This is a genomic window from Streptomyces sp. NPDC004126, assembly GCF_050275515.1.
Classification (GTDB): Bacteria; Actinomycetota; Actinomycetes; order Streptomycetales; family Streptomycetaceae; genus Streptomyces.
Genome location: NZ_JBNNPF010000028.1, coordinates 1 through 22,090, shown reverse-complemented (window position 1 = coordinate 22,090; position 22,090 = coordinate 1). Strand labels below are relative to the sequence as shown.

Sequence of the window (22,090 nt, the reverse complement as noted above, 5' to 3'; positions counted from 1 at the left end):
GCGGCTACCTCTCCCGGGCGGGGATGAGGCCCTTCCTCCGCGCCTCGGCGATCCACCGGCCGGCGGTGGCCTCGGAGCGGGCCCAGCGGGTGGCGATGGCGCGGCGGGGCGGCATGCCGTGCTCGACCGCCCAGCGGTAGACCTCGGCGACCTGCGCGGCGTGCTCCTCGCCGCCCCCGTACGGGCGCCCGGCCGCCGACGGCTCGACCCGGGCCCGCGTCTCCTCGGCGCGGGCCTCGGCGGCGGCCTTCAGCAGCCGGTCGAGGGGGAGGCGGCGGATGGCCGTCGCGGTGAGGGGGGTGCCGTCGGGGGCGTGGACGAAGAACCCGCTGGGCCTGGCGGCGCCGGTCGAGAAGCCGAAGACGAACTCGTAGCCCTCGTAACCCGGCAGTTCGGTGAGGGTGACCCCGTTCGCGGTGGCGGTGACCTTCACGCTCGCGCTGCCTCCCGTCGCCGCCCCCGCGGCCGAATCTGATCGCTGCTCTGTAACTTGAGCGTGCAAATTGGATGTGGTCATGCCATGATGTCGGCCGCCCCGCCCTCATCATGCCGCAGCGCGGCCCGGGGATTCGGTCACACCCGTCTCCGGAAAGAGGAGTAACGCCCGTGCGGATATTGCGGATATCCCGTCTGCTCGCCCCCGTCGCCGTCCTCGGCGCCCTGACCCTGACCGCCTGCGGGGGCGGTGAACCGCTTGCCGACCTCAAGGGCTCCGGTGCCGCCGCGTCCGTCAGCCCCTCGCCCACCGCGACGCCCAGCGCCTCCGCCTCCCCTGTCGCGGTCGACCCGGTCATGCCCGGCCTGGCCGGCCGCACCGTGCAGGGGGCTCGGGAGGAGCTCGCGGCCCTGTCCGTATCCGCGGAGCGCATCACGACCGGCTCCCTGCACAAGGACGTCGTCCTCCCGCAGGCCCACGCCGGCTGGTACGTCTGCGAGACCAGCCCCGCGCGCGGCGCGACGCTCCCGGCGGCGACCGGCGTCGTCCTCAAGCTCGCGGAGAAGTCCGCCGACTGCTCCGTCAGCTTCCACGGCTTCCTGCACGAGAAGAACGACCCCGCCCACACCCCGCAGGCACCCACCCCGCCCCCGGCGGCCACCACCGCCCCCGCGCCCGCCCCCACCAAGGCCCCCGAACGCCCCCAGCCCCCGGCACCGGCCCCCACGAAGACCAAGCCCCCGACGGGCGGCGGCATGACCACCTGCCCGGACGGCAAGAGCGGCTACGCCTGCACCTCCAACGGCCACCCGGTGGTGGACGGCCAGTTCTGCCCGAACGCCGACCGCGGCCGCACGGCCCGCGCCACGAACGGCACCACGGTCACCTGCTCCTACGACCCGAGCGTCAAGCCGTACCGCTGGCAGTAGGGTCGTCATCCCGCGCCTTGAGCGCCGCCTCGACGGCCCGCCGCACGGCGGGCGCCGGGTCGCCCGCCAGCCGTCGCACGGCCTCCTCGGCCGCCGGAGCACCGGGCCACCCGGCCACGAGCGCCCCGGCGGCCGCCTCGCGGACATCGGCGTCCGGGTCGCTTCCGAGAGTCAAGGTGGCGTCCAAGGCGATCGGGTCACCGGGCCATCCCTGCCCGAGCAGGCGTGCGGCACAACGGCGGACGTCCGGATCGCCAGCGGCCTTGAGCAGCATCACCGCGTCACGGGCGGTCGGGTCTCCGGCCCAGCCCGTTGCGAGGGGCTCCGCTGCCCAGGGGCTGGCCACGTAGCTCACCTCCTCGGTCATCCGTAGTACGACATCACGGGCCGTGAGGTCCCCGGGCCAGCCGGCCGCGAGCGCGTTGGCGACGTCCCGTCGGGCGTCCTCGTCCGCGCCGTTGGCGAGCCTGATCAGGGTGTCGCGGCCGGCGGGGTCTCCGGGCCAGGCCGCTGCGAGCGCGTCTACGGCAGACCAGCGCACGGCCGCGTAGGTGTCGTTGGTCAGCCGGAGGACCCCGTTGCGGGCTGCGGGATCACGGGGCCAGCCGGCGGCGAGTGCCTTCACGGCCTGTTCACGGACGGATGCCTTGGGGTCCTCCGTCAGCTGTAGAGCGATGTCGCGGCCCGCGAGGCTCTCGGGCCATCCCTGTGCGAGTGCCTTCGCGACACCGCCGCGGACGTCCGGGCTGGGGTCGTCCGCCAGTCGCAGGACGATGTCCCGGGCCTTCGGATCGCCACCCCGCCGGTCACTGAGGGAGTCGACGATGCTCAGGCGGACGTCCGGGCTGGGATCGCCGAGCAGCCGTAGGACCGCTTCCAGGACCTGGGCGCCGTCCGGCAGGCCCGCTGCGAGCACCTTGACCACGTTGCGGCGGACGCGCGCGTCTTCGTCGGCACTCATCCGGAGCGCGCTCTCCAGCGTTGCCGGGTCCCCCGCCCAGCCGTCGCCGAGCGCCAGTACGGCCCAGGACCGGACCTCTGCCTGCTTGTCATTCAGGAGCCGCCGCACCGCCCTGTGCGCCGCTGGGTCGTCGTTCCACTCGTTGACGAGAGCGAAGGCTGCGCTCACGCGGACACCCGGGTCCTCGTCTTTGACGAGGTGCAGAAGGGTGCCCCTGCTCTGCAGGTCCCCAGGCCATCCTTCCGCGAGTGCGTCAGCGACCTCCTCCCGGATGCGTGGATCCCGGTCGTCGGCCCGCGACAGGACGGTTTGCAAGGCCCGCTGGTCACCACTCCAGGCATCTGCGAGAACGGCGATGGCGTACTGGCGAACGTCCTTGTCCATATCGAAGGCCATCCGGTGCAGCACCTCCTTGGTGGAGAGGTTTCCCGGCCAGACCTCTGCGAGCGCCGTGGCTGCTGCCCGACGGACCCCCGGGCTTCCGTCGCAGCTCAGCTTCAGTGCGGCGTTCAGGGTTGCGGGAACGGCCGGCCAGCCTTCCACCAAAATTTCGACGGCCTTGCGGCGCACGGCCGCATGGCTGTCGCCGGTCAGCCGCAGGACGGCCCGCCCGGTCAGTGGATCGCCATGCCAGCCCTTCAGGAGCCCCGCTGCCGCCGCCTGACGGACATCCGCGTCCCCGTCGACTGTCCCGCGCAGCAGGACATCCCGGACTGCCGGGTCGCCCGGCCAGCCCTGGGCGAGGGACAGCATCACACCCTTGCGGACCACGGCATCCTGATCGCCGACCAGCCGCAGGACGGCATCACGGGCGTGCGGGTTGCCGCCCCAGCTGCTGACCAGGGCGCGGGGAACTCTCTGCCGCACGGAGGAATCCTGGTCGTCGGCCATGCGTACAAGCGTGTTCAGAGCTGCCGGGTGACCGGGCCAGCCCCTCGACAATCCCTCGATCGCGTGTCTCCGCACCAGCGGGCTCGGGTCGCCCGCCAGGCGGACCACAGCCTTCCGCGCGGCTTCGCTGTGGGACCAGTCGGCCACGAGAGAGGTGAGGGCTGAGTCGCGGGCGTCGGGGGCGGCCAGGCGCGTCAGGGCCAGGAGCACCGCGAGTTCGCTGTCCGGTTCGAGGAAGCCCTCGTCACCGGTGAAGATGCGCTGCAGTTCGTGAACTCCCCGGTCCTCGCGGGTGTTGACCTGGTGGGCCTTGGCGAGCGCGGCGGCGATGTCGTCCAGGGCGGGATGGGTGAACAGGTCGGCCGGCGGCATCGGGGTGAGCGGGCCGCCCGGAGACTGGTGCGTGAAGGCGAGTTCCGAGACGTCGGGGTGCTGGGAGAGGCGCTGGAGGTCGGCGCGGGCCCGGTCCCAGAGCTGTTCCAGGGTGACCTTGCGGGCGATAACGCGGTCCGCTTCCTGCTGCGCCGTCGACTTGTAGGCCTCCGCCCGGCGGGTTTCGTCGCGTACCCGGGCGAGTTCGTGCGCGTCGGCGGTCCGGAGGGCGCGGACGTCGTTCCCGGCGATGATCTCGCGCAGCGCGCCGGCGATCTGGAACAGCGTCAGGAGGAGGCATTCGGCGTCGCGGAGGGCGTAGCGGAGGCGGGTCTCCGTGGCGGTGGCCTCGGCCAGGTTCCGCTGGGCGAGGGCCAGGTCCCGCTGGTGGCGGAGGGAGGCGAGGTCTTCCCCGTCGTCCGTCCGCTGCACCGGCAGCGGTGCGGAACCCATGGCCCTCTGGAGGAGGGAGCGGGCCTCCTCCCAGCGGCGGTCGTGCTCCTGCCGGGTGAGGCGGGCGGCCTTGTTGGTGATGCGGAGGAATTCGAGTGTGAAGGGGACGGGGGGCGTCGGCTTGGCTTGCGCGCCGTAGAGGCGGTTGATGTGGGACTTGGAGTACGCCATCCCCCCGATGCCGCGGCCGGGTTCCCGCAGGGCCGCCTCCTTGAAGGCCTCCTCGATGTCGCGCGGGCCCATGCCGGCTTCCGTGGCCTGCGCGCGCAGAAACTCCCCGTACCGCTGCCATGCCTCCGAGTCGGAACGCATGCTCCCCCTTGGTCGTCCCAGGACGGATCCGGTGGTCCCCGGCCCCGGGGACCCCCCTGGTCGGCGCGGTCGCCCGTCCCAGGGCGTCCCTGCCCAGGTGGGGACCGGGTGCAAACGGGTGAGGGTCTCCTCGTGCCCCGGTCCCGGGGTTCTCGGGTGAAGGAGACGTGGATGTCCGTTGTGCAGGAGCTGCTGCTCGCCGCCGTGCCGGAGGCGGTTGGCGGGGTGGTCGCCGCCGTGGTCGTCGGGGTGGGTGTGTGGGTGTGGCGGCGGGTGGGCGGGAAGGGTCAGGCGCGGGAGTAGGAGCCGATGCCGACCAGGCAGTAGACGTACTCGTTGATGACGCTGCCGTTTAGGGTGTACTGGTACGAGAAGCCGTACTCGGTGCGGGGGTTGGCGTCGCAGCGGCTCATGTCGTGGGTGCCGGGGAAGCGCTGGATGACGCGGTAGTGGGCGTCGGAGGCCGAGCAGGAGACCTCCTTGACGCCGCGCACCGTCTGCGCGGTGGTGGAGTCCGGGAGCTGGCCGTTGAGGCAGGTGCCCGTGTCGAAGGGGCTCGGGGCCGCCTCCGTGGTGGGGGGCGGAGCCGGCGCGGGGGCGTACGTGGGCGGGCGGTACGTGGGCGGGGTGTAGGTCGGCGGGCTGTACGTCGGCGGGGTGTACGGGGTGTAGGTCGGGCTCGCGGAGGCCGTGGGGGTCGAGTCGTCGTCGGAGTTGGCGATGACGAGGCCGATGACCACCGCCACCACCGCTAACGCCACCAGGCAGCCCAGGGCCCCGCTCTTGCCCGCCGGCGTCGGCGTCGGCGTGGGCGTGGGCGTGGGTGTCGGTGGGGCCGGGGGGCCCGAGACGCGGATGCGGAGGAGGACCTCGGTGTCGCCGACGCGGGCCCGGACGAGGTCGCCGTTGCGGGCCGGGGGTATGCGCAGGCGCTGGGGGCCGGTAGGCAGGGTGACCGGGACGACGAGGCCCGTGGCGGCCTGTGCGGGGGTGAGTACCAGCTCGATTTCCTGGGACGGCGACACCGGCTGCTCCTAGGTGGGGGGATGGACCCGTGCGGATTCTGCCCGCTGCGGGTCGGCTGACGCAGGGGTTCCGGGCATGCGGTGCCGGCGTGTGCGCGCCGTCGACGGGGTGTGGAGCCGGCGGGGAGATGGTGTACGGGGGGTGGTCCCCGGGGTGGGGGCGTGCGTAGATTACCGGCGGTAACAGCGGGACGACCGAGGAGAACGCCGTGGACGCAGCCCAGCCGAAGCCCGCCGAGCCCGTCCGGTCCGGCGAGGCCGTCCAGCCCGTCCAGCCCGTCGAGCCCGTCAAGACGGTCGTCGGCGGGGTGGTGCGCGAGGTGTCCGTGCCGCCGCTCGTCGGGCCGGCCACCAGTGGATCCCTCGGGGACATCCCGTTCCAGAACGCCCGCGAGGCCCCCCGCGAGGCCGTCCTCGCCCGCAAGGAGCGCGACGGCACCTGGCGCGACGTCACCGCCGCCGAGTTCGCGCGCGAGGTCCTCGCCGTCGCCAAGGGGCTGATCGCCGAAGGGCTCGCCGAGGGCGACCGGCTCGCCATCATGGCCCGCACCACCTACGAGTGGACCCTGCTCGACTTCGCCGGATGGGCCGCGGGCCTGGTGACCGTGCCCATCTACCCGACCTCCTCCGCCCTCCAGGCCCGCTGGATCATCCACGACTCCGGAGCCGTGGCCTGCGCCGTCGAGGACACCGTCCAGGCCCGCCTGATCAGCGCCGAGCGCGCCAACCTCCCCGGCCTCGCGCACCTGTGGGAGTTCGACACGGGCGCCCTGGCCCGGCTCGTCAAGGCCGGCGAGCACCTGCCCGACGCGATCGTGCACGCGCGCAGGGCCGCCCGTACGCCCGAGTCCGTCGCCACGCTCGTCTACACCTCCGGCACCACCGGCACCCCCAAGGGCTGCGCGCTCACCCACGCCAACTTCTACGCCGAGGTCGACAACGCGGTGGAGCTCCTGCACCCCGTCTTCCGGTCCGCCAGCAAGGACCCGGCCTCCACCCTGCTGTTCCTGCCGCTGTCGCACGTCTTCGGGCGGATGGTCGCCGTCGGCTGCCTGCGCGCCCGCGTCAAACTGGGCCACGCGCCGAGCATCGCCACCGAGGAACTCCTCGCCGACCTCGCCGGCTTCCGGCCGACCTTCCTGCTCGCCATCCCCTACGTGCTGGAGAAGGTCTACAACACCGCCCGCGCCACCGCCGAGAAGATGGGCCGGGCCTCCTCCTTCGACCGGGCCGCCCGCATCGCCCAGCGGTACGGGGAGGTGGTGGAGGGGAAGACGCCCGGAATGGGGCTGCGGGCCGCCCGCGCCCTGTACGACCCGCTCGTCTACCGCCGCATCCGGGCCGCCCTCGGCGGCAGGGTCCGCTACGTCCTCAGCGGCGGCTCCCCCCTCGGGCGGCGCCTCGCGGCCTTCTACACCGGCGCGGGGATCGACGTCTTCGAGGGCTACGGGCTGACGGAGACGACGGCGGCCTCGACCGTCACCCCGCCCCAGCGCCCCCGCCTCGGCACCGTCGGCTGGCCGCTGCCGGGGACGGCGGTGCGCATCGCCGACGACGGGGAGGTGCTGCTGCGCGGCCGCCACGTCTTCGCCGGGTACTGGAACGTGTCCGCCCACCCGCCGGGCGAGTGGCTGGCCACCGGCGACATCGGCGAGCTCGACGCCGACGGGTACCTGACCATCACCGGCCGCAAGAAGGACCTGATCATCACCTCCGGCGGCAAGAACGTCGCCCCCGCGCCCCTGGAGGACTGGCTGCGCGCCCACCCGCTGGTCGGCCAGTGCCTCGTCATCGGCGACAACCGCCCCTACATCGGGGCCCTCGTCACCCTGGAGCCGGACGGGCTCGCGCACTGGCGGCAGATGCACAAGAAGCAGGGCGTGCCGATCCGCGAGCTGGTCACCGACCCGGAGCTGCTGGCCGAGCTCCAGCGGGCGGTGGACGAGGCGAACAAGCTGGTGTCACGGGCCGAGTCGATCCGCCGCTTCACCGTCCTGCCGGGGGAGTTCTCCGAGGAACGCGGCCACCTGACCCCCTCGCTGAAGCTCCGGCGCGGCGCCATCGCCCGGGACTACGAGGGCGAGATCGACGAGCTGTACCGGGCACCCCGCACCGCCTGACCCGCACCGCCTGACCCCGGCGGCCCTCCGGCCGGCCGGCCGAGGGGCGGGGGCGGCGGGGCCCGCTTATGGTGAGCTGGGCCGACCGGTCCGGGGGGCGACCCGAGGAGGGCGCATGCCCCGTCCCCGTCCGCGTCCCCGTCCGCGTCCCCGGCTGCGTACGCGTCTGCGTACGGCCACCGGAACGGCCTGCGCGGCCTCCGCGGTGGTGCTGGCCGCCTCCCTCGCCGCCGCCCCGACCGCCCCCGCCGTCCCCGCGGCCCCCTCGGACGCGCCGACGGCGACCGGTGCGCCCGTACGCTGGGGGGACTGCCCCCTCGAACGCGTGCCCGCGGGGATGCGGTGCGCGGAGGTGACCGTTCCCCTCGACCACGCCGACCCCGCCAAGGGCACCACCCGAATAGCCGTGGCCCGCATCCCCGCCACCGCCCCCGGCCGGCGGCCCCTCGGCTCCCTGCTGCTGAACTTCGGCGGCCCCGGCGGCCCCGGGATCGCCTCCCTCGCCGCCGACCCCAGACCCTTCGCGAAGCTCGGCGAACGCTACGACCTCGTCGCCTTCGACCCCCGCGGAGTCGGCCTCAGCACCCCCGTCTCCTGCGGCGGCTCCCAGGAGACCGGCGACGAGGTGCCCGGCGACGCCGCCTCCCAGCTGGCCGCCCTCCGCGCCGTCGCCGAGCGGTGCGCCCTGCACTCCGGGCCCGTGCTCCCGTACATCGGCACCGTCAACGTCTCCCGCGACATGGACCGCATCCGCGAGGCCCTCGGCGACAAGAAGCTCAACTACCTCGGCTTCTCCTACGGCACCCGGCTCGGCGCCGTCTACGCCGCCCAGTTCCCCCGGCGCACCGGCCGGATGGTCCTCGACGGGGTCGACACCCTCACCGAACCCCTCACCGAACAGGCCCTCGTCTCCGCACGCGGCCAGCAGCGGGCCCTGGAGAACTTCCTCGGCTGGTGCGCCCACCAGTACGACTGCGTCTACGGCACCAACACCCGTACCGCCCGCGAGAAGGTCGAGGCCCTCGTCGAACGGCTCGACGAGCACCCCCTGGTCGGGGAGGACGGCTCCCACTTCACCGGCCAGGACGCGGTGGGCGCCATCGGGGCCGCCCTGTACTCCACCAGCCTGTGGCCCGACCTCGCGAAGGCCCTCGCCCGCGTGGAGCGCGACCGCGACCCGGTCCCGCTGATGGAACTCGGCGGGCCGCAGGAGTCACCGCCCACCGACGGCCCGACCAGGATCCCCGACGACAACGCCGCGGCCGCCCTCACCGCCGTCAACTGCGCCGACGACCCCGACCGCAGCAACGACAAGGCCAGCCCGGAGGCCGTCGAGCAGGAGATCCGCGACCTGCGGGACGAGTTCCACCGCACCTCCCCCGTCTTCGGGCCGGGCCAGCTGATGACCGTCCTCTCCTGCTACGGCCGTCCCGCCGGAACCGACTTCATCCGCCGCATCGACCACCCGGGAGCGCCCCGGATGCTCCTCGTCGGCACGCGCGGCGACCCGGCGACCCCGTACGAATGGACCGAGGAGACCGCCCGCCGGCTCGGCTCGGCGGTGATCATCGACCACAAGGGCGACGGACACACCGGCTACTCGTCCTCCGCCTGCGTACGCGGCTACGTCGACGGGTTCCTCATCGCGGGCAGGCTGCCGGGCGGGACGCGCTCCTGCCCCGCCGGTGAATGAACCGGCGGGGCGGGGGCGTCCGGCGTACCGCCCTTCAGCAGTCGGGGTGGGTGGCGCGGCCCGCGAAGCGGTCCGCCAGCCAGTTCCCGACCGCCAGCGAGTGCGTGATGACCCCGCTGACGTGCTCGCCGAGCACGATCGTGTCGAACTGGACGTCCGCACCCCGCGCGCACCACTCCGAGCGCAGCTGCCGCCCCACCGCGTACGGGATCAGCTCGTCGCCGAGCGCGTGGTACTGGAGCACGGGCGCGGCCGGGGCGGTCCGGCCCAGCCGGCTCTGGTTCAGGCGGGCCTGCCAGTCGGGCTGGGCGAGCGGGTCGCGGGTGGTCAGGTCGGAGATCCGCTTGAAGGAGCCGGCGACGGCGTCGACGGCCACGCAGTTCTCCTTCATCCCGGCCACCAGCGCCCGGCCCGCCGGGTTGAGGTACGAGTCGAGCTTCAGCTCGGGGAAGGCCGCGTCCTGGCCGGCCGCCGCCATGAAGACCAGGCCCGAGCCGTAGGAGCCGTTGTTGAAGGCGGCCACCTTCAGCAGGTCGGCGGGGACACCGCCGGTCGCCGTCCCCTTCACCTTCAGCTCGGGGGCGTACGAGCCCTGCAGCTCGGCGGCCCAGCTGCCGGCCTGCCCGCCCTGCGAGTAGCCGACGATGCCGACCGGGGTGTCGGCGGACAGGCCCGTCCCGGGCAGCCGGATCGCGGCGCGGGCGGCGTCGAGCATGGCGTGGCCGGCCGAGGGGCCCACCGTGTAGGTGTGGACGCCGGGGGTGCCGAGGCCCTCGTAGTCGGTGACGACGACGGCCCAGCCGCGCTGGGTGTACTGCTGGATGAGGTTGGCCTCCATGGCGGTGCCGTTCGGGAGGTTCGCGCTGGGCGCGCAGGAGTCGCCCAGGCCCACCGTCCCGACGGCGTACGTGATCAGCGGGCGCGGGCCGGTGCGGCCGTCCTGCGGGACGATGACGGTGCCCGAGACCACGTTCGGGGCGCCGTCGGCGGTGGTCGAGCGGTAGTGCACCTTCCAGGCCCTGGTGCCGGTCGGCTGGCCGGGCAGCGGGTGGAAGGCGGAGGGGGCGCTGGCGACGACGTCGCCGGGGCGGCCCCCGTCGGCCGCGGCCTCCTCGGCGGTGGCGGCGGGGATCTGGGCGAGGAGGCCGAGGGCGGCCACGGCGGCGGCGGTCAGGGCCGTGCTGCTGCGCAAACGCATGGGGGATCTCCCAACGGGCGTGGGGGTGGGGGCAGGTGAGCCGAAGGTAGTGACCGACCGGTCGGCATGTCGCTGACCGGAAAGCTCACCTTTCCTGACCCGGATTTCCGCCCCCCGCCCCGCGGCGTCCCGCCCCGCTCCGTCCCACCCCGCCGCGCCGTCGGGTGCCCTTACAGGTGGGGCAGGACGAAGTCGTAGCCGGCCATGCCGTGGGCGTTGCCCGCCGGACAGCGGCCGTTGGTCGGATAGCCGTAGTAGTAGAGCCCGTAACAGCGGGGGCAGAAGCGCCAGTTGCGCTGGGAGCCCGCCGTCTCGGGGATGTCGTGCGGGAGTACGAAGTCGTACCCGGCCGCCGCGTGGGCGTTTCCGGCGGGGCAGCGGCCGTTGTCCGGGTAGCCCCAGAAGAACATCCCGTAGCACTTGGTGCAGAAGCGCCAGTTGTGCTGCGCGGTCGGGGTCTCGGGGATGTTGTACGGGAGGTTGAAGTTGTAGCCCGCCGAGTCGTGGCCGCCGCCGGCCGGGCAGGCGCCGTCGGTGGGGTAGCCGCGGAAGAACATGCCGTAGCACTTGGTGCAGAACCGCCAGTCGGCCTGGTTCGCGAGGGCCGACGCCCGCGCGGCGGGAGTCGTCGTGACCGCGGTGGCGGCGGCGGTCAGGCCGGCCGCCGTGAGGCCCAGCGCCCGGGTGAGGACGGCCCGCCGCCCCGGGCCTCGCCCCTGCTCCCGCCCCTGCTCCCGCCCCTGCTCCCGCCCCTGCTCCCGCCCCTGCTGTGGATCCGTGTTCCGGTGTGCCGGGAAGTCCATGGAGTCCCCCTTCGAATCCGTCGGCGTAGCCCGGACGGGCTTTCGCCACGCCGAGTATTCGCTCCGTCGCTGTCTGTGGTCAACGGGGCGCGGGCGCATTCCCGGCCGGCGCGCCCGCGCCCCCGCACTACCCGCCGGAGGCGATCCGGTACGCGCCCGGGGTCGTGCCCGTCCAGCGGCGGAACGCACGGTGGAAGGCGGTGTCCTCCGAGAACCCCAGGCGGGCGGCGAGTTCCGCGATCGGTTCGCCGCCCTCGGCCAGGCCCGCTATCGCCGCGTCCCGCCGCACGTCGTCCTTGAGCTGCTGGAAGGAGGTCCCCTCCTGCCGCAGCCTGCGCCGCAGCGTCGCCGGGGACACCGCCAGCCGTCCCGCCACCTCCCCCAGCTCGGGCAGTCGCGGCGAGCCGCGCAGCCGCCGCGTCAGGGTCCGGCGGACCTGCTCGGCGACCGTGGTCCCGTACTCGGGGCGCGACAGCAGGTCGAACGGGGCCCGGCGCAGCATCGCGTCGACCGCGGCCTCGTCCCGCACCAGCGGCGCGGTCAGCCAGCGCGCGTCGAACACGGCCTCCGTCCGCCCCGCCCCGAACCGCACCGGACAGCCGAAGAGGGCGTCGTACTCGTCCCGGTGCGGCGGCGGGGGATAGGCGAAGGCGGCGTGGACCAGGGGGATCCGCCGCCCCACGAGCCAGCTGCACAGCCGGTGCCAGATCGCGAGGACGCACTCGGTCAGGAACCGCTCCTCGTCCCCGTCGAAGTCGTTGCGCACGGTGAACCGGGCCTGCCCGCCCCCGGTTTCCAGGGCCAGCTCCGGCCCGCCCGGGAACAGCCCGTAGAACGCCGCCGCCCGCTCCACGGCCGCGCCCAGGTCCCGGCAGCCCAGGCAGGCGTGGCACATCATCGCGAAGGTCCCGGGCCGGCTCGGCACGGCCGACAGCCCGAGGAACTCGTCCTGGGTGGTCCGGTACAGGGCCCGGAAGAGCCGCGCGAACTGCGCGGGCGTGACCCGCGCCCGGTCGTCGCCGAGCAGCAGCGGCGGGATCTGCGCCTCCTGGAGCAGCGGCACCAGGTCAAGGCCGCCGCGCCGCGCCCCCGCGAGCACGGCCCGCACGTGGTGCACGGTGACCGTCCGCCTCCCCATGGCATCGAAGGTAGCCCCAATGAGCGCCGCGGTCAGCGGGGGTGACGCTTCCGGTCATGCCGGACCGGGTCCGGGCGTGCCCACCATCGGGGGTCACCTATCCCGGGAGGGCAAGCGATGGACGGTCGTCCGAGCACGCTGGCGGTGTTCACACAGTGGACCGAGGAGCGGTACGGGGACGCCCCGGCGCTCCGCTTCCGCACACCGGGCCGAGACGGCTGGGAGACCCGTACGTACGCCGAACTCGGCGCAGCCGTACGCGCGGCCGGGCGCACCCTGCTCGGGCTGGGCGTCGGGCCCGGGGAGCGGGTGGCGGTGCTCGCGGAGACCCGGCCCGAGTGGACGTACACCCACTTCGGGATCCTGGCGGCGGGCGCGGTCCTGGTGCCCGTGTACCCGACGGCGGGGGAGGAGGAGCTGGCCTGGGTGCTGTCCGACTCCGAGGCGGTGGCGGCCGTCTGCGAGGACGCGGCCCAGGCGGCCCGGGTGGAGGTGCTGCGGCCGAAGCTGCCGGCACTGCGGGCGGTCGTGCGCATGGACGAGGCGGTACGGGACGGGGCGGCCCCGGCCGAGCCGCCGTCCGGGGCGCCCGCCGCCGCTCCCGTGCCCTCGGACGCCGAACTCGCCGCGCGGGCCGCCGCCGTGACCCCCGCGGCGGACGCCGCGATCGTCTACACCTCCGGCACCACGGGCCTGCCCAAGGGCTGCCGCCTCACCCACGGCAACCTCGGCGCCGTCCAGGACGCCACCCTCCCGCTCGTCCAGGGCGGGCCCGGCGACTCGACGTACCTGTACCTGCCGCTGGCGCACCTGCTGGCGCAGCTGATCCAGTTCACCACCCTGCTGGAGGGCGGGGAGCTGTGCTACTTCGGGGGCCGCATCGAGGACGTGGTGGCCGAACTCGCCGAGGCCCGGCCGACCCACCTGCCCTCGGTGCCCCGGCTGTTCGAGAAGGTCCACGCGGTGGTGCTGGGGCTGGCGGAGGGCCGGGACGGCGGCCGGGAACGCTTCGAGGAGGCCGTCCGGCTCGGCGTGCTCGCCGCCGACGGGACCCTCCCGGCGGAGCTGCGCCCGGCGTGGGAGGCGGCCGAGGACTCCCTCTACGCCCTGGTCCGGGCCGCCTTCGGAGGCCGGCTCCGGTGGGCCCTGACCGGCGGCGCCCCGATCGCCCCCGCCACCCTCGACTTCCTGCGCGCCTGCGGGATCCGGGTGTTCGAGGGCTACGGGATGACCGAGTCGGCCGGAGTGATCAGCCTCAACCACCCGGGCGCCGTCCGGTACGGCACGGTGGGCCGGCCGGTGGCGGGCTGCGAGGTGCGGATCGCCCCGGACGGCGAGGTGCTCGCCCGGGGCCCGATGGTCTTCCCGGGCTACCACGCGAACCCGGACGCGACGGCCGGCGCCCTGGACCCGGACGGCTGGCTGCGCACCGGCGACCTGGGCGAACTGGACGCCGACGGCTTCCTGACCGTCACCGGCCGCAAGAAGGAGCTGATCATCACCTCCGCCGGCAAGAACATCACCCCGACCGAGGTGGAGTTCGCCGTCCAGACCGCCTCCCGGCTCGTCTCGCGCGCGGTCCTCATCGGCGACCGGCGCCCCCACCCGGTGGCCCTGATCACCCTGGACGCCGAGGAGACCGCCGCCTGGGCCGCCCGCGAGTCCCTCGACCTCGGCCCGGCCCCCGCCGCGCACCCGGCGGTACGGGAGCTGGTGGCGCGGGCCGTCGCCGCCGCCAACGCCACCGTCTCCCGCCCGGCCCGCATCCGCGCCTTCCGCGTCCTGGACGAGGAGCTGTCGGTCGGCGCCGGCACCCTCACCCCGACGCTGAAACTGCGCCGCGCGGAGGTCGCCCGCCGCTACGCCGCCGAGATAGAGGAGCTGTACGCCCCCTCCCGCTAGGCCAGGGCGAGCCGCAGCCGCTCCAGGCCCTCGGCGATCTCGTCCGGGGTGTGCGTGGTGAAGGACAGCCGCAGCGTGCGCGGGTCCGGGGTGCCCGTGAAGAAGGGCGCCCCGGGCACGTACGCCACGTCGTGCCCGACGGCGGACTTCAGCAGGGCCCCCGCGTCGTACCCCTCGGGGAGGCGGGCCCACACGAACATGCCGCCCTCGGGGCGGTTCCACTCCGAGCCCGCCGGGAGGGCCGCCCCGAGTCCCGCGAGGAGGGCGTCGCGCCGGGTGCGGTAGGCGTCCCGGACCCGCGCGACGTGGGCGTCGAGGTCCCGGGTGCCGAGGTAGTGGGCGGCGGCCAGCTGGTCCACCGTCGAGGTGTGCAGGTCCGCCGCCTGCTTGGCGACGACCGCCGCGCGGCGCAGGGCGGCGGGGGCGCGCAGCCAGCCCAGGCGCAGCCCCGGGGCCATCACCTTCGAGAAGCTGCCGAGCAGGGCAGTGCGGTCCTCGGCGCCGGGGTGGGCGGCGATCCAGGGCTCGTGCGCGCCCTCGTAGCGGAGGTCGCCGTACGGGTCGTCCTCCACCAGCCACAGCCCGAGCCGCGCGGCGGTGCGGGCCACCTCGGCCCGGCGGTCCCCGGGCAGGGTGCGGCCGGTCGGGTTCTGGAAGGTGGGGATCGTGTAGAGGAGTTTCGGCCGTTCCCGGGCGGTGATCTCGGCGAGGGCGTCGGGCAGCAGGCCCTGCCCGTCGCAGGGCACGGGTATGACGTGGGCCCCGGCCAGGGCGAAGCACTGGAGGGCCGCCAGGTAGGTGGGGTTCTCGACGAGCACCGTGTCGCCGGGCTCCAGCAGGGTGGCGGCGAGGAGGGTGAGCCCCTGCTGCGAGCCGGTGGTGACCAGGATGTCCCCCGCCGAGGTGGCCAGGCCCCGCGCGGCGGCCCGGGCGGCGACGGCCGAGCGGAGTTCGGGGGAGCCCTCGGTGGTGGAGTACTGGAGGGCCCGGGCGGCTCCGGCGCCGGTCAGGACGGAGTCGTACGCGGCGCGCAGGCCCTCGGTGTCGAAGAGCTCGGGCGCGGGCAGGCCGCCGGCGAAGGAGATCACCCCGGGGCGTTCGGTGAGCGCGAGGATCTCCCGCACGGGGGAGCCGCCCACGCCGCGCGCCCGCGCGGCGAAGGCGGGCGGGGAGGCGGTCGCGGCGGCTGCCGCAGCGACGGGGGCGGAGGCGGGCGCGGAGGCGGTGCTCGGGGGCATGGGTCGGCTCCTTCGGTGGCGGGTGGCCGCAGCCTAACGGTGAAAGCTGTACAGGGCACCTACCTTTCCGAAGGGTGAACACCGCACGCCCCCTCCACAACTGACGGGACATCAGATACACCGGTGCCATGACGAGAGACGAGCGGGAACGAGAAGACACCCGGCCCGGCGACTACGCGGAGCTCGCGGCCGTCGGCCCGTACGGGGTCCGCCCCGGCCACGCCCTGATCACCATGGTGGAACCGCACCCGGGCCATGAGTACGCGTACAACCGCTGGTACGAGGACGACCACTACTACGCCGGCGCCATGGCCATGCCCTGGATGTACGCAGGCCGGCGCTGGGTGGCCACCCGCGAGCTGCAGGAGCTGCGCTACCCCGAGAAGTCGGCGGTCGCCCAGCCCGTCACGGCGGGCTGCTACGTATCGACGTACTGGGTCACCGAGGGCCGCTACGACGAGCACATGAAGTGGACCGTCGGCATCAACAAGCGGCTGAACCGCGACGGCCGGGTCTACCAGGACCGCACGCACGTCTTCACGGCCTTCCAGGACCACGAGGCCACCGTCTACCGCGACGGGGCCGCCGGCCCCCGGGACTACCACGCCCTCGACCACCCGTACGCCGGGCTGGTCCTCCAGGTCGTCGACGCCGACGGGCCCGGACAGCGGGCGGAACTGCTGGAGTGGCTGCGCTCCCGGGCGCTGCCGCGCCGGCTGGCCGGCTCACCGGCGGCGATGGTGACCGTCTTCCGGCCGACCCCGCTGCCCGGCGACCGGATGACCTACGTCAAGCAGGTCGAGGGGGTCGACACCCGGCTCACGCTGCTGTGGTTCCTGGAGGCCGACCCGCGCACCTGCTGGGACCGCTTCCAGGGGCTGGACGCGGAGGTCGCGGAATCGGGGCTGGGGCGGGTGGAGCTGGTCGCGCCGTTCGTCCCGACGGTGCCGGGCACCGACCGGTACGTGGACCAGCTGCGCTGACGGCGGCGGGCGGCGGCTGGCGGGCGAACGGCGGAGGACATGGCCGAGCCCCCTCGGCCAGGACGGCGGGCCGGTCGAGAGGGCTCCGTACGGGGTGCTGCTGTGTGGGGGGTTCGGACGGTTCAGGCGAGGTGCCCCAGTCCGCCCTCGACCACACCGGTGACGAAGGACGTCCAGGAGCCCGGCGCGAAGGTGAGGGACGGACCGTCCTGCACCTTCGAGTCGCGGACGGCGATGGCCTGCGTGACGGGGGACTTGACCTCGACGCAGGCCCCGTTCCCGCCGGAGTAGGAGGACTTGGTCCAGTTTTCCGTACCGCCCTGACGAATAGCCATGTTCTTCTCCGGTTCAGCGAGTAGTTCCGGTTGCGTGCCGGCCGGGGATATCCCAGGCCGACGTGATCGACGCTACCGGCAGCTCCCGATGGCCGAAGGGGGCATTCACTCGACCGGGTGGCATATTCCATTCAGGCCTTCTGTGGCCGGGGACCGACGGTGTACCGTGCTGGCCCCCTCGCCACCTGGCGTTCAGTCCGCCCTGCCCGCCTTGCCCGCGTGCTCCTCGATGATCCCGGAGATGAACTGCCGCGTCTGGTCCACGTTGAGGGCCTGGGCGCGCAGGTGCTCGTACATCACGCTGTATTTCTGGACGTCGTTGGCCTTCTCCAGGTACAGGTCGCTCGTGACGCCCTCGATGTAGACGACCGTCGAGTCCGAGGCGTCCGGGAATTCCAGAATCGCGTACTGCCCGTTCATTCCCGGATGGGCGCCCATCGTGAAGGGCATCACCTGCACGGTGATGTAAGGCTGCTGCGACTGCTCTATCAAGTACTGCAGCTGCCGGACCATCAACTGCGGGTCGCCCACGTGCCGGCGCAGCGCCGCCTCGTCGATGACCGCCCACAGGCGCAGCGGGCCGACGTCCGGGTTGTTGTTCTCCGTCTCGGACAACCGTTTCTGGCGGTGCATGCGCACCTGGACGCGCTTGTCCACATCGGCGGGCGCCGTCTCGGGCAGCGCGCCGCAGATCAGCGCCTGGGCGTACTCGGGCGTCTGGAGCAGGCCGGGCACCATCTGGGGCTCGTAGGTGCGCAGGCTGGCCGCGTCGGTCTCCAGGCCGATGTAGACGCTGTAGGGGATCTCGCCGAAGGCGTGCCACCAGCCCTGCTGGCGGGAGTCCTTGGCCATCTGCATGAGGGAGTCCACGAGCCGGGGGTCCTCGACCTCGTAGACCTCGCACAGGTCGCGGACGTCGCGCTGGCTGATGGACCGGCGGCCGTTCTCCAGACGGCTGATCTTGGACTGGGAGACGAGGAGGCGCTCGGCGACCTGCTCGGCCGTCATGCCCTTGTCCTCGCGGAGCTTGCGCAGCTCCATGCCCAGTCGGCGGCGTCGGACGGTGGGATTGACATTGGACGCCACGTGGACGGCACCTCCGCCTTCTTCTGTCGCTGTCTCGCTGAGTGTCTGGTGTTCAGCAGACTGCCACCGAAGGGTGCGACGGCGCTGGGGAACGCGGGAAAGCGGCACGCGGGGTGGCGAAGCCGTCTCGCCGGCCTCGCCACCCCGCGCGCGGGCGGCTCCGGGGCCGGGTCTTGGGGGACCTCCGGCCGCGGTGTCGGTGGATCTGTGGATCGTGCCCCGCCGGTGGGTCAAGGGGTGTGGCGGGCCGTGCGGGTGGTGCGCGTGCCTCTGGTTCGGTCGGTTCAGTGCGCGGCCGCGCGGGCCATCGCACCCGTCCGGCGCGGCTGCAGCGGAACACCGCCGGTCGCCGTGGCCCGGACGGCCGCCTGGGGCTGCGGCTGTGCGGCGCGGTCACGGCGCGGCTGTGCGGCCACGCCGTTCTGGACGTCCATCACGGCGTGCGCGACGAGACCGCCCATCGGGTCGTGCCGGATCAGGTCCCGCAGCCGGGACCTGGACGACCGCCCCTCGTTGCCGGGGTACAGGTGCTTGCCGAGACCGACCGCGTGGGCCAGCGCGGCGAGCGCCGCGGTCCGCGGGTCCGGCGGTACGCCGGTGCGGATCGCATTGTCGAGCCGGGCACGGATCTCCCGGCTGATCGCCGTGTCGGTCGCCTGGTAGCGAGTCGTCGGCAGCACCCCGCACATCTGTCCCGCGACGGCATGCACCATGCCGCAGCGCTCCAGGTGCGCGAGGTAAATCTGGCGGAGCCCCAGCCGGGGTCCGCCGATCCAGTGGACGGCCCGTACCGGGCTGCCGCGCCTGCGCAGCAGTTCCAGTGCGGAGTCCAGAGTCGGATCTCCTGTCGGCCGTGGCATCACCACGGCGATACGATCCCCGTCAGGGGCTATCCGTCCTGCCAGAGCCAGCTCCACTAGCTGTGCCCCGGCCAGGCCGAGGTCGAGCGACTGCGGCTGCGCCGTGGTACCCGTGGCCGGGTCCAAAGCGAGCAGCAGAAGCTCCTCCGGAATTGTTCTGCGGCTCCTGCCCATCCATGCCTCCCCGCGTGGATGAGTGACAGGGTGACGCCTCTCACATTCATCTGTCGAGAGCGCCTGTTCGCTTTGTGCGGGAACCAGTAGCTATGTCGTTCTCGTCTAGCGGTTGGGCGATGCCCCCTAGACGGGACACTGTTAGACGGTTCGGACAGTGACCGGACAGCGATCGAGGAGGAACGGTGGCGGGCGAGTCCCCCGACAAGTCGGTAGATGAAGGAGCGTCCGGGGAGCAGGACCCGAGGCTGTCGGTCTTCCAGCCGCGAGACCCGCTGAAGGAGGCCGTGGCCGCGTGGGTCGCGGCGGATGAGGCGGACGAGGCGGGTGGGCGGACGCAGGACGCGGACGCGGAGCCCTCGTCCGCGTCCGAGCCCGCGTCCGCCCCGTCACGCCCGTCCCCCGGTCGGGTGGACCCGAAGACCCCGGTCGCGGGCGTGGTCCGCCAGTCCCCGTCCCGGGACGAGGCCCCGGAGGCCGAGAAGCCGTCCGAGGCCGCGGAGTCGCCCGCGGCGAAGCCGTCCGCCGACGCACGGACCACCGCGTTCGGCGTGGTGACGAGGGACCCCGCCCCGGAGTCGGAGAAGTCGGGTTCCGCTTCGGCGAAGCCGGCTGCGAAGCCGTCGGGTGACGTGCGTACGACCGCGTTCGGCGTGGTGAAGTCGGAGCCTGCTCCGGAGTCGGAGAAGTCGGGTTCCGCTTCGGCGAAGCCGGGTGGGGACGCGGGGAAGCCGGCTGCGAAGCCGTCGGGTGACGTGCGTACGACCGCGTTCGGCGTCGTGACGGCCGACCCCGCCCGGGAGGCGGAGAAGCCCGCCCGGGACCCGCGTACGGCTGCCGCCGACAGCGAGCGCACGGCCGTCTTCCGCGCCGTGAAGCCCGGTTCCGCTTCGGCCGACGCCGACAAGCCGGCCGCGGACGCGGAGAAGCCCCCCGCGAAGCCCTCCGGGGACGTGCGCACCACCGCGTTCGGTGTGGTGAAGAAGGACTCCGCTCCGGAGGCGGACAAGCCGGCCGCGGACCCGCGTACGGCCGCCGCCGACAGCGAGCGCACCGCCGTCTTCCGTACCGTGAAGCCTGGTTCCGGTTCCGGTTCTGGGCCCGAAAAGCCGTCCGCTGACGCCGAGAAGGCGGAGAAGGCGGCGGAGTCCGACAGCGAGCGCACCACGGTCTTCCGGGCCATCAAGCCGGGTTCCGGTTCGGCGGCCGCCGAGAAGCCGGACGCCAAGAAGCCGGCCACGCCCCCCGCGGAGTCCGACAGCGAGCGAACCGCCGTCTTCCGCGCCGTGAAGCCGGGTTCCGCTTCGCCCGACGCGGAGAAGGAGAAGCCGGCCGGCAAGCCCGCGGCCGACGCCCGGACCACCGCGTTCGGAGTGGTGAAGCAGGACGCCGAGAAGCCCGGGAAGCCCTCCCAGGACCCCCGTGCCGCGAAGCCCGGCGCCGCCAAGGCCGACGCCCCGAAGCCCGACACCGACCGGCCCGGCACCGCGGGCCCCGGCACGGACCGGCCCGGCACCGCCAAGCCCGGCACCGGCACCGGCACCGCGAAGCCCGGCGCCGCAGGCCCCGGCAAGCCCGCCACCGCAGGCCCCGCCACGGACCGGCCCGGCCCTGCCAAGCCCGGCACCGGCCCCGGGACCGCCAAGCCCAGCGCCGCAGGCCCCGGCGCCGGGGAGAGCGACCGCCGCGTCAGCACCTTCGTGCCGCTGCGCGGTGAGGGCGAGTCCGGCCCCGGCGCCAAGCCCCCGGTGCGGCCCACGCCGCCGCCCCCGCCGCCCCGGCCGAGCCTGGACCCCAGCGAGCGGACCACCCAGCAGCCGCTGCCGCCCCGGCCGCCGCTCGACATGCTGGCGGACCTCACCAACAACCCGCCCCCGCCGCCCACCCCGATGCGGAACGCGGTCCGGCGGGTCAAGATCTACGCCCCGCTCGTACTGCTCCTGATCATCGTCATGTCCGTCGTGCAGCTGGTGCGCCCGCTGCCCGCGCCGAAGCTCAAGCTGACCGCGAAGGCCACGTACACCTTCCCCGGCGGGGCGCCGAACCTGCCCTGGCCGACCGAGGGCCAGGCCTCCATGGCCGCCGCCGGCCTCGGCACCATCGGCAGCTCCGGCGAGCAGAAGCCGGTGCCGATCGCGAGCGTCACGAAGTCGATGACGGCGTACATCATCATGCGCGACCACCCCTTCAAGAAGGGTGAGAAGGGCGCGATGATCGACGTCGACAAGACCGCCGAGACCGAGGGCCAGAAGGACAAGTCGGACAACGAGTCCACCCTCAACACGGTCAAGGAGGGCGAGAAGATCTCCGAGTACGACGCGATCGCCGCCCTGATGATCCCGTCGGCCAACAACATCGCCCGGCTCCTCGCGCGCTGGGACTCCGGTTCCCAGGAGGCGTTCGTCAAGAAGATGAACGACACCGCCAAGGAACTCGGCATGACCAACACCACCTACACCGACCCCTCGGGCCTGGACGCCACCACGGTCTCCACCGCCGAGGACCAGGTGAAGCTGGGCCTCAAGATCGTCGAGATCCCGGCGCTGGTGGACATCACCCGCATGCCCGCCTGGACCGACCAGACCGGCAAGGTCTGGCAGAACTGGAACCGCCTGGTCCCGTTCAACGACTCCCTCGGCATCAAGACCGGTACGACGACCAAGGCCGGCGGAAACCTCCTCTTCGCCGCGCAGAAGAAGGTCGGCGACACCAACCAGCTGCTCGTCGGCGCGGTCCTCGGCCAGCACAAGCCGCCGATCATCGACACCGTCATCGCGCAGAGCCGCTCGCTGCTGATCGCCACGCAGAAGGAGGTCCAGGGCGCGCCCGTCGTGAAGAAGGGCCAGGTCGTGGGCTACGTGGACGACGGGCTCGGCGGCCACACGCCGGTCGTCGCCACCGCCGACGTCCAGGCCGTCGGCTGGTCCTCGCTGACCGTGGACATCAAGCTCGGCGACGGCGGCACCGCGATCCCCGAGTCGGCGAAGGCCGGGACCCAGGTCGGCGTGCTGACCGTCGGCGACGGCGCCAGCCAGGTCAAGGTGCCGGTGGCGCTCCAGCGCGCGCTGGACACCCCGGGCTTCGGCAGCAAGCTGACCCGGATCGGCTGACGGACGGCGGGCGCGGCGCCCCGGGCAACCCCGGGGCGCCGAGGTGTTTGTCGATCTGGGCGGGGGATGCG

General features: G+C 73.7%; 17 protein-coding genes. 7 read left to right on the top strand and 10 right to left on the bottom strand.

Translation table 11 applies throughout. The features are described 5' to 3' along the window. Window positions 1–4 precede the first annotated feature (4 nt). On the bottom strand, window positions 5–433 hold the full coding sequence (locus ACQKM2_RS24750; protein ID WP_427713315.1) for a hypothetical protein: 429 nt from the start codon (window positions 431–433) through the stop codon (window positions 5–7). Window positions 434–606: 173 nt separating this feature from the next. Between ACQKM2_RS24750 and ACQKM2_RS24745 the strand changes: the two genes are divergently transcribed. Next, complete coding sequence (locus ACQKM2_RS24745; protein ID WP_427713313.1) at window positions 607–1,365, top strand: hypothetical protein; 759 nt, start codon at window positions 607–609, stop codon at window positions 1,363–1,365. Here ACQKM2_RS24745 and ACQKM2_RS24740 read toward each other — a convergent pair. Next, on the bottom strand, window positions 1,343–4,354 hold the full coding sequence (locus tag ACQKM2_RS24740) for a HEAT repeat domain-containing protein (RefSeq protein ID WP_427713311.1): 3,012 nt from the start codon (window positions 4,352–4,354) through the stop codon (window positions 1,343–1,345). The two genes, ACQKM2_RS24745 and ACQKM2_RS24740, sit on opposite strands and share 23 nt — an antisense overlap. A gap of 171 nt (window positions 4,355–4,525) precedes the next feature. Here ACQKM2_RS24740 and ACQKM2_RS24735 point away from each other — a divergent pair, with 171 nt between their 5' ends. Continuing rightward, window positions 4,526–4,657 (top strand): hypothetical protein, encoded by a 132-nt coding sequence (locus ACQKM2_RS24735; protein ID WP_260618480.1) that lies wholly within the window; start codon window positions 4,526–4,528, stop codon window positions 4,655–4,657. Here ACQKM2_RS24735 and ACQKM2_RS24730 read toward each other — a convergent pair. Further along, window positions 4,642–5,379 (bottom strand): LppU/SCO3897 family protein, encoded by a 738-nt coding sequence (locus tag ACQKM2_RS24730; RefSeq protein WP_427713308.1) that lies wholly within the window; start codon window positions 5,377–5,379, stop codon window positions 4,642–4,644. The genes ACQKM2_RS24735 and ACQKM2_RS24730 overlap by 16 nt on opposite strands. Before the next feature lie 209 nt (window positions 5,380–5,588). On the opposite strand from ACQKM2_RS24730, the gene ACQKM2_RS24725 reads away from it, so the two are divergent. Further along, window positions 5,589–7,499 carry an AMP-dependent synthetase/ligase gene (locus tag ACQKM2_RS24725; RefSeq protein WP_427713305.1) on the top strand — a complete coding sequence of 637 codons (1,911 nt, stop codon included), beginning with the start codon at window positions 5,589–5,591 and terminating at the stop codon, window positions 7,497–7,499. Window positions 7,500–7,614: 115 nt separating this feature from the next. Then, a complete protein-coding gene (locus ACQKM2_RS24720) occupies window positions 7,615–9,192 on the top strand; it encodes an alpha/beta hydrolase (RefSeq protein WP_427713302.1) in 1,578 nt (525 codons plus the stop codon). 34 nt (window positions 9,193–9,226) lie between these two features. Here ACQKM2_RS24720 and ACQKM2_RS24715 read toward each other — a convergent pair whose 3' ends face one another. From ACQKM2_RS24715 to ACQKM2_RS24705, 3 genes are all read right to left on the bottom strand, one after another. Further along, window positions 9,227–10,390 carry a lipase family protein gene (locus tag ACQKM2_RS24715; protein ID WP_427713300.1) on the bottom strand — a complete coding sequence of 388 codons (1,164 nt, stop codon included), beginning with the start codon at window positions 10,388–10,390 and terminating at the stop codon, window positions 9,227–9,229. Window positions 10,391–10,560: 170 nt separating this feature from the next. Continuing rightward, window positions 10,561–11,193 carry a hypothetical protein gene (locus ACQKM2_RS24710; RefSeq protein ID WP_427713297.1) on the bottom strand — a complete coding sequence of 211 codons (633 nt, stop codon included), beginning with the start codon at window positions 11,191–11,193 and terminating at the stop codon, window positions 10,561–10,563. A gap of 127 nt (window positions 11,194–11,320) precedes the next feature. Next, complete coding sequence (locus tag ACQKM2_RS24705) at window positions 11,321–12,331, bottom strand: AraC family transcriptional regulator (protein ID WP_427713295.1); 1,011 nt, start codon at window positions 12,329–12,331, stop codon at window positions 11,321–11,323. Window positions 12,332–12,448: 117 nt separating this feature from the next. On the opposite strand from ACQKM2_RS24705, the gene ACQKM2_RS24700 reads away from it, so the two are divergent. Further along, window positions 12,449–14,233: an AMP-dependent synthetase/ligase gene (locus ACQKM2_RS24700; RefSeq protein ID WP_427713292.1), complete on the top strand. Its 1,785-nt coding sequence runs from the start codon at window positions 12,449–12,451 to the stop codon at window positions 14,231–14,233. Here the strand turns inward: ACQKM2_RS24700 and ACQKM2_RS24695 are convergent. Next, window positions 14,230–15,471, bottom strand: coding sequence for a PLP-dependent aminotransferase family protein (locus tag ACQKM2_RS24695; protein ID WP_427713290.1), 1,242 nt, complete (start codon window positions 15,469–15,471; stop codon window positions 14,230–14,232). The genes ACQKM2_RS24700 and ACQKM2_RS24695 overlap by 4 nt on opposite strands. A 128-nt stretch (window positions 15,472–15,599) precedes the next feature. Between ACQKM2_RS24695 and ACQKM2_RS24690 the strand changes: the two genes are divergently transcribed. Further along, window positions 15,600–16,454, top strand: a complete 855-nt coding sequence (locus ACQKM2_RS24690) for a hypothetical protein (RefSeq protein ID WP_427713288.1) — start codon at window positions 15,600–15,602, stop codon at window positions 16,452–16,454. A 122-nt stretch (window positions 16,455–16,576) separates the two neighbouring features. On the opposite strand, the gene ACQKM2_RS24685 is transcribed toward ACQKM2_RS24690, so the two are convergent. The 3 genes from ACQKM2_RS24685 to ACQKM2_RS24675 form a co-directional block, all read right to left on the bottom strand. Then, the gene (locus ACQKM2_RS24685) at window positions 16,577–16,789 is read right to left on the bottom strand and encodes a DUF397 domain-containing protein (protein ID WP_125817612.1); all 213 of its coding nucleotides are present in this window, start codon (window positions 16,787–16,789) and stop codon (window positions 16,577–16,579) included. Between the two features lie 192 nt (window positions 16,790–16,981). After that, window positions 16,982–17,875: a helix-turn-helix domain-containing protein gene (locus ACQKM2_RS24680; protein ID WP_427713287.1), complete on the bottom strand. Its 894-nt coding sequence runs from the start codon at window positions 17,873–17,875 to the stop codon at window positions 16,982–16,984. Between the two features lie 284 nt (window positions 17,876–18,159). Further along, window positions 18,160–18,909 carry a GOLPH3/VPS74 family protein gene (locus ACQKM2_RS24675; protein ID WP_427713284.1) on the bottom strand — a complete coding sequence of 250 codons (750 nt, stop codon included), beginning with the start codon at window positions 18,907–18,909 and terminating at the stop codon, window positions 18,160–18,162. Window positions 18,910–19,094: 185 nt separating this feature from the next. Between ACQKM2_RS24675 and ACQKM2_RS24670 the strand changes: the two genes are divergently transcribed. Continuing rightward, on the top strand, window positions 19,095–22,019 hold the full coding sequence (locus ACQKM2_RS24670; protein WP_427713282.1) for a hypothetical protein: 2,925 nt from the start codon (window positions 19,095–19,097) through the stop codon (window positions 22,017–22,019). Window positions 22,020–22,090: the final 71 nt, after the last annotated feature.

Bases quoted from the DNA above. Each gene is read 5' to 3' on its own strand.
- ACQKM2_RS24740 (WP_427713311.1), bottom strand. From the start codon at position 4,354: ATGCGTTCCGACTCGGAGGCATGGCAGCGGTACGGGGAGTTTCTGCGC.
- ACQKM2_RS24735 (WP_260618480.1), top strand. From the start codon at position 4,526: ATGTCCGTTGTGCAGGAGCTGCTGCTCGCCGCCGTGCCGGAGGCGGTT.
- ACQKM2_RS24720 (WP_427713302.1), top strand. From the start codon at position 7,615: ATGCCCCGTCCCCGTCCGCGTCCCCGTCCGCGTCCCCGGCTGCGTACG.
- ACQKM2_RS24715 (WP_427713300.1), bottom strand. From the start codon at position 10,390: ATGCGTTTGCGCAGCAGCACGGCCCTGACCGCCGCCGCCGTGGCCGCC.
- ACQKM2_RS24710 (WP_427713297.1), bottom strand. From the start codon at position 11,193: ATGGACTTCCCGGCACACCGGAACACGGATCCACAGCAGGGGCGGGAG.
- ACQKM2_RS24705 (WP_427713295.1), bottom strand. From the start codon at position 12,331: ATGGGGAGGCGGACGGTCACCGTGCACCACGTGCGGGCCGTGCTCGCG.
- ACQKM2_RS24700 (WP_427713292.1), top strand. From the start codon at position 12,449: ATGGACGGTCGTCCGAGCACGCTGGCGGTGTTCACACAGTGGACCGAG.
- ACQKM2_RS24695 (WP_427713290.1), bottom strand. From the start codon at position 15,471: ATGCCCCCGAGCACCGCCTCCGCGCCCGCCTCCGCCCCCGTCGCTGCG.
- ACQKM2_RS24690 (WP_427713288.1), top strand. From the start codon at position 15,600: ATGACGAGAGACGAGCGGGAACGAGAAGACACCCGGCCCGGCGACTAC.
- ACQKM2_RS24685 (WP_125817612.1), bottom strand. From the start codon at position 16,789: ATGGCTATTCGTCAGGGCGGTACGGAAAACTGGACCAAGTCCTCCTAC.
- ACQKM2_RS24675 (WP_427713284.1), bottom strand. From the start codon at position 18,909: ATGGGCAGGAGCCGCAGAACAATTCCGGAGGAGCTTCTGCTGCTCGCT.